The 7,391-nt window shown below is 60.2% G+C and carries 1 protein-coding gene; it reads right to left on the bottom strand.

Annotated features, from left to right (window positions below):
- Positions 1-7,310: hemagglutinin repeat-containing protein (locus D8U71_RS07250; protein WP_130887498.1), on the bottom strand; the 7,310-nt coding region annotated here is incomplete at its 3' end.
- Positions 7,311-7,391: the final 81 nt, after the last annotated feature.

The raw sequence follows: 7,391 nt of genomic DNA, 5'->3' as shown, positions 1-7,391 counted from the left end.
GTCGGGATACCCAGCTTGATGTCGTTGCCGGCGATCTTCTGATCCTGGTTCACCACCAGACGGTTGTTCATGTCGGTGTTGAGATTGCCATTGACGGTGGCCGCGCCGCCGTCCTTGCCGGTCAGGTTCATGTCCACCGTGGCCTTGTTGTCGGCGCTGTAATGCACCTGGTCTACACGGCCGCCCATCAAACCAATACCGCCGATGCCGTTGGGGTTGAAGCCGACGCCACCGCCGCCGTAACCGCCGTCTTTATTACGGCTGTCAGTCAGGTCTTTGGCATTCACCGCGCCATCCACTTGCAGGTTGCCGCCGCCCGCCACATAACCGCCCGTCAGGTTCATATCGCCTCCGACATGGATGCTGCTGTCGGCCGTGCCACTGATCCCGGACTGTTTTTCCACCTTTTGGTAATTGTCGTAATCCTGCCCGCCGACGCCGCCGACACCGCCGACAAAACTCGGCACAACAAACAACGTATGGCTGTTTACCGCCACACCGGCGGAAGCGCCACCAGCCCCCAGGGTGTGCGTGTAGTTTTGCGTGTCCTGTACGCTGGTGATGTTGAGTTCACCGCTCAGGTCGGCGTTGACCTTGCCGGAGATATTGGCGCCGACCATGTTCAGGTCGTTGGCCCTGACAATCACGTGCGAACCGCTGATGTCGGTGTTGGTGTAATGGGTGTTGTCCTGGCTCGAATCATTATGTTTGGCGCCCACGCCGACCGTACCGCTGACGGTATCGCCGGTTATCGGGTTCCAGCTGTTGGTCTCGGTAGCGTTGATGCCGCCGACATTGGATTTGCTGGTGCTGGTGGTGGTGCTTTTCGACGCGTTAAGGTTAACGTCATGGTCACCGGCGTTGAGGATGACCACCGCATCCGGGTTGGTGGTTTTCACCCCGGTCAGGGTGATGTCACCTTTGGTGGAGGTGAAACTGACGTTACCGCCGACCTGGTTGGTGTTTTCGGTTTTGGTCAGCGTCTGTCCGGACGCCGCGCCGCCGCCAATGGCAACCCCGCCGGAGACCATTCCCCACGAGCCCACTGCCATGCGCTCCACATCACCGAGCATTTCCAGGGTGGTCAGGCCCGGCGCAACACTCATGCCTTCGGAGGCGTCGGTCGCCAGCTTGCCGATGTCGTTGGACACGTCGATAAACACCGAGTCGGCACTGGCCGTGTGGCCGATGAACATGCCTTTGGCGCTGGATTCGTCGTCGCTCACGCTTTCGTATTTGGTGGTCTGGATGTCCCCAGCCTTGACCCGCAGCTTGGCGTTTTCAAAGCCTTTCGCGGTGTTGATGTCGGCGCCACCGAAGTCGAAGGTGTCCTCCACCGTCACCTTGCCGGTCCCCAGGTTCAACTGCGAATTGCTTTGGGTCACGCTGCTGTTGCTGTGTTCGGACGAGCTGATTTCCAACCCGGTGTGCGCACTGGCGCCGCCGTTGGTGGAAAAACCACCTTCGGCCATCTCCCCGGCGTAGCTTTTGCCGCCATGGGCGGTGCTGGCCGAGGCGCTGGCCACGTACCCGCCAGCCGAGACACTGGCACCGGCTACCCAGCCGATTTGTTGGGTAGTTTGATGGTCATAGCTCAGGTTTTCCGAGGTTTTGGCGATCATCGAGCCGCCGACATCGATCCGCGAGTGCAGCGCGGTCATGTTGCTGCCGTTGACCAGGACGTCGTTGGAGGTGTTGATGTTCAGGGAACCGGCGACGATGTTACTGCCCACGCCGGTGGCGCTGGCACTTTCCTGCATCGTGGTGTTGCGCGAGGCAAAACCGCTGGTGGTGGTGTCTTTGTGCGAGGAAGAGACTTCCTTGACATCGTTCATGATCAGGTTGGTTGCATCCACGGCCACCCGGCCTGCGGCGACGTCGGCCCCGGTCAGTACCACATCCTTGCCCGCGGTCAGATGGACGGTGGAGGCGGTGCCGCTGCCGAGGATATCGCCGGTGCTGCGCGAGACCAACGAGCCATCCTGGTCATAGGTCATGGTGGTCGAGGCGGTGATGTCGCCGCCGGCCTTGACCTGTATATGATTGCCTTTGACCGTGGCGCCCTGGTTGTTGACGTCACCGGCGGCATCGACGATCAGCTTGCCGCCTTCGGCGCTGGCATAGATGCCGCCTTGACTGCCGCCGGTGGCCTGGTTCTGCACATCGCCGCTGCTGGTGATGGTGACGTCGTGGCCCTTGACCACCCCGTTGACGTTGGTGAAGTCGGTGTTGTCGGTGGTGAGGGTGCCGCCGGCCTGGATCACCGAATCTGCTTCTTTGGTGGTGTCCATGGCCGCGAGGGTGGCCGGGCAGTAATACACCTTCGGTACCAGAACCAGCACGCCATCGACCACTTCCGGTTCGTACCAGACGATGTCCAATTCCAGGCTGTCATATTGCTCCTGGGTCAAGGGCACACCCACGGTGAGGCCCAAACGCTCAGCCTCAACCCCGGCGTTGTCCATAAGCAGCTTGCTCATGTCAGCCCCCGACACTCCGTAGGTCACGGTCATGTAGGTGCCGGAGGTGGCCTGGATGGTCTGGGTGATCATCATGTTGTCAAAATAGGCATCACCGATGACCGACACCGGGGCGTCGGCGTGGTACCCCACGCTTTCGAAAAAGTACGAGGAGCCGTAAAACTGACTCTGGTCCACGTATTCGATACGGGTTTCATACAGCGGCACGATTGGGGTCATCGTGGCGGAGCCGTTGGCCCCATTTTGTTTGCCTTGCAGGCCGGCCGCGGCAAACGCATCGGGGTCAAAAGGTGCCGGCTTTGTCGTTTGTTGGAACAACATGTCATTGTTGATCAGGTTGTCTTGGACGTAGCTCGGGTTCATCGCGTTTTCGAGCTCAGACAATGGCGCCTTGGGATCAAAGGCACTTTTGTAGGCATAACTGCTGTCGAAATCACCGGCAATGGCCGTGGTGTCGTTTTTGCCGATGCTGACGTCGACGGTTTTTTGCTGGACGACCCCGCCGCCGTTTTCAAAGGAACCGCCGGTGTGCACAAAGTTGCCACCGGTGGCGATTTCCGACCGGGTGGCGGCGTAATAGGACTTGACCGGGTCTGGGCTCTGCCCGCTGGCATAGGCATTCCAGCGTGCGGACAGGGTCTCATAGTCCTGGGTGCGCCAATCGGCCCCCAGAGTGGCGGCCATGATCTGGTTGAACTTCGGATCGTTGATGTTTTTCAACGCGGCGGCGGTGTTGCCGTCATAGTAGTAATACGCGCCCCAGATCTTATGCTTGTCATCGTGGCCAAAAGTCTGGTCCAAAAAGTCCCACATGCTCGAGTAAACCTGGGTCGTGGGATTTTTCTTCGCCAGCTTGTCCTTCACGGTGATGGTGACGGTGCTCGGGGTTTTGAGGTAGGTCGACAACGCCAGGTCATCGTGCGAGGTCATGTTTTTCAGGTTGCCGTCGATCGCCATGTTGCCGGTGGCGACCATCAGGCCATCCTGGTTGGTCACATTGGAACCGGTGCCCTTGTGCTCGCCCTGGTTGATCGCGACATTGCCGCCACTTTCCATGACCGCCTGCTTGGTGGTGCGGTTGGAGCTGTAACTAGGCAGTTCCATCGAGATCCACATCTCGTCATAACGTGCATCGTGGTTCCACTTGTAGTAGCCGTCGGCACTGGTCGATGGGCCCTGCACCAAGCCACCGGTGCTGATGCCCTGGTTGGTGATGTTGCTGGCTTCCAGGGTCAAATCGCCGCCGGCACTGATGCGCCCGGCATAGTTGAGGATGTCATGGGCGGTCAGCGAGATGGCGTCGCCGGCCATGATCAGGGCATCTTCCAGGTTGTTGATCGCCGTCCCGGCCTTGAGCATGATGTCATCGGCGGCCCAGATCAGCGCATGGGTGTTATTGACGATCGACTCGCTGGCGTCGACAAACAGGCTTTTGCCGGTCACGATGGCGTCATTGTTTTGCACCTTACCACTGGCATTGATCTGAATGCTGCCGGGGTTGTTCAGCGCGTCGTTGACCGTGACGTCGTGCGCGTTGAGGGTCAACAGCTGAGCGGCGACCGGGGCTTTCTGTGTGGTGCTCAAGGTCAGGTCGCCGCCATGTTTGATGGTCAGGGTGGCGGTGTCCTGGGAGGCAATATTGCCGGTGTTGGCGTAGGTGTCGGTGGCGATGTGGATGTCTTTGCTGGCGAGGATTTCACTGTCCGAGGCCGCAAAGTTCTTGCTGTCGATCGTGACGCTGTTGGACGCCTTGATGGAGCCACCGTTGGTGTTTTTGAAGTTGTTGCTGGCCGTCAGGGTGATGTCGTCGCCACGCAGTTTGCCGGCGTTCTGGTTGGTGATGTCTTGCGCCTGGATATCCAGGGCGGAGGCGGACATCACTGCACCGTCGGTATTGGTCACCGAGCCGTTCAGCGCCTTGATTTGCGCGCTGCTCTGACCCACGATGGCGGCATCCTGGGCATTGAGCACATTCTGGCTGGCGTTGATGACCACGTGGTCGGCACTAATCGCCGCGGCCTCGGTGTTGGTCACGTTGCTGGCGGTGATGTCGACGTTTTCGTCACTGTTGATCTGCGCCCCGCTGGCATTGGTCACATCGCCGTTGGCCGAGATCTTGACCCCATTGGCCCCATAGATGACCGCATCGCTATCGTTGGTCAGCGACCCGAGGCTGTTGAGCGAGGCCACGGTCTCGGCATACACCTGGCTGCCGTCACTGTTGTGCAGGTTGCCCAGGCTGTTGATGGCAATCGAGTCGCCATAGACCATGGACGAGGGGCCGGAAAAGTCCACGTCGCCGGCACTGTTGATGATCAAGTCACTGGCCACGATCATGGCATCGTTGTTGATCACCTGCGCGGCATCGATCGTCACGTCACCGCCGATGATCTGCGAACCGTTGGTGTTCGAGACGGTGCCACCGGCGTGGAGGTTGACCTGGGAGCCGGCGGTGATCACCGAGGCGTCGTTGATCAGGTCTCCGGCGACGTCAATGTCCACCAGTTCCGAGGCGCCAATGGTCGCGCCGCTTTCATTGATCAGCGCATCGCCCTTGAGGGTGATGGTCTGGCCGGCAATGGCCACGCCCGCGCCGTTGGTCAACTGGCCATCGGTGAGCAGGTCGACGCGGTTCGCGCCGTAGATGATACCGCCGTTGCTCAACGACTCTTGCGCCTCGATATGCGCCGTGTTCTCAGCACGCACCAGGGTCTGGTCGGTCGAGCTGTAGGTTTTCTGAGCGGCGATCGTGATGTCATGAGCCGCGCTCATTGAGCTGCCGACATTGGCGATGACGTCGGTCGCCGTGATGTTCAGGTCCTTGCCCACAACAATTTTGCCCGCGCTCTCCAGGGTGCCGGTGATTTGCATCGTGGCACTGCCACCCGCGCTGGTGATCGAGGCGCCGCCCAATGACAACTCGTTGAGCACCATCAGCAAATCAGCGCCGCTGTACAGCTCGCCATCGGAGCTCAGGTGCACCGCGCTGCCTGGCGCCTGCTGCACCTGCAGACTTTTCCCGCCGCTGATCGAACCGTGCACACCGTTGCTGCTGTCACTGTTCAACGTCAGGTTCATGTTGCCGGCCGCGCCCAGACCGGCATCGTTGGTCAGGCTCCCGGCCTGGACATTGGCATCGCCGCCGGCCAGAAAGCCCACGCACAGGGTTTGGTTAATCCCGGTGCACAGGTTTTCCAGCACATCGGCGACCAAATTCAGGTCGCCCTTGGTGGTGACGATGCCCTTGTTCACCAGGTGCTGGGCAGCAATGTTAATGCCGCTTTTGCTGGTGTCCTGGATCACCCCACCATCGTTGAGGAAGTTGTCGGCTTCAATCGATACGCCGTTGGCCGAGAGAATCATCGCCGTGGCGGACAGGGTAAAGTCGGTGCTGTAGTCCGTGCCATTGACCTTGACCATCAGCTTGCCGTTATGCAACACCAGCGGCTGATTCGGTCCGTAAGGAATGTGCGCCGAGTTCACGGCCACCAAGGTGCCGCTCAAGGTAAAGTTACCAACCTTGATCGTGATCGCGCTCACCGGGCCGGCCCCTTCGGCTTGGGTGGCAATCAGGTTTGCGCTCTGAACCAACAGGTCACTGGCGGTAATCTGCAGGGTCTCGCCTTTGATGTCGTTGCTGACCGTGATGCCGTGACCGGCGTGCAGGGTCACCGCTTTTTGCGCGTCGATGCCCTGGCCTGCGGTGCCATTGCCGATGGCAATCGAACCGGTGGTATCGATGCCGACTTTGCCGCCAGCCACCAACGTGGCCAGGCCGACATCCCCATTGGCCGAAATGGCAATGTCGGCACTGGACTTGATCAGTCCCTGGTGACGCACGCCGGCACCACTTTCAGTACTGGTCAGGGAAATATTGTGGCCATACATGGCCCCCGCCAGGCTGCCGTCAATGGCAAATTCCGGGGTGTTGGCACCGGAGGTGCTGTTGACCGTGGCGGTGCGTGTCGCCGCGTTATAGGTGTTAAGACCGGCGACCAGGTTGATGTCCGTTTTTTGATCTTGGGAGCCCGCCGCGCCTTGCAATTCGATGCTGCGCGCCACCACGTCAAAATAGGTCAGGCCGCTGGTGTCGACCCCGCCGGCTTCGATTTTGACCTTGCCGCCGTCGACCAGAAATTGCAGGCCATCGGGCGAGTCCACGGCCTTACCGGTGGTGGTGGTCAGGCTGTTGGCATTGATCGTCGACACACCGTTGAGGCTGATGCCGTTCTGGTTGGAAATAATCAGGTCCGCGGTGCCGCCGAACACTTCCAGGGCGCCGGCCAGGCTGCTGGGGTTGGTGCCGGTGACATCGACCAGGATGGCGTTGGCCTGGTGATTCAAGTTGGGGTTGTGCATGGTGTACCCGCCAATCTGCGAGACGCCATCGGTGGTGCTGTTGTTGAAGATGACGCCGGGTTGCACCACATCAAAACTTTGGAATTTGTTGTGGGACAAGCCTTTGGCGTTCGGGTCGACGATGTTGACCACCGGCACGCCGTTGGCCGAGGACGACATGCCCGGGGTGTTGGCCCCGCCATTGGGGTCGACCACCATGTCGGCGTAGACGGCCGCGGGCAGCAGCGCGGCGGTGACCAGGATGCGCCGCAGCATGGCGCCCTTGAGGCCGCCGCGGCGGGCGTCGGGTCGGATCACCGACAGCACGCTGGCGAACAAGGTTTGCAACTGAAAGCCTGGCGCGTTCGGCGCGGCGCGGCCCTGGGTTTGTCCGGCCTGGCGGCCTTTACCGGTGGTGGTGGTGATTTCGGCCACCGGGATCAGGAAGCCCAAGGACTTGCTGAAAATCAGACGAAAACAATGACGGTTCATGGTGTCACCTACAAACTGAAGCGGTTACTCGCATTAATAGAAAATACTGACGTTTACATACGTGATGTAAGGCGACGTATT

It is taken from the genome of Pseudomonas sp. Sample_21 (genome assembly GCF_004307525.1).
Classification (GTDB): Bacteria; Pseudomonadota; Gammaproteobacteria; order Pseudomonadales; family Pseudomonadaceae; genus Aquipseudomonas; species Aquipseudomonas atacamensis.
The sequence above is the reverse complement of the archived record's forward strand: the minus strand, read 5'-3'. Positions and strand labels throughout refer to the sequence as shown.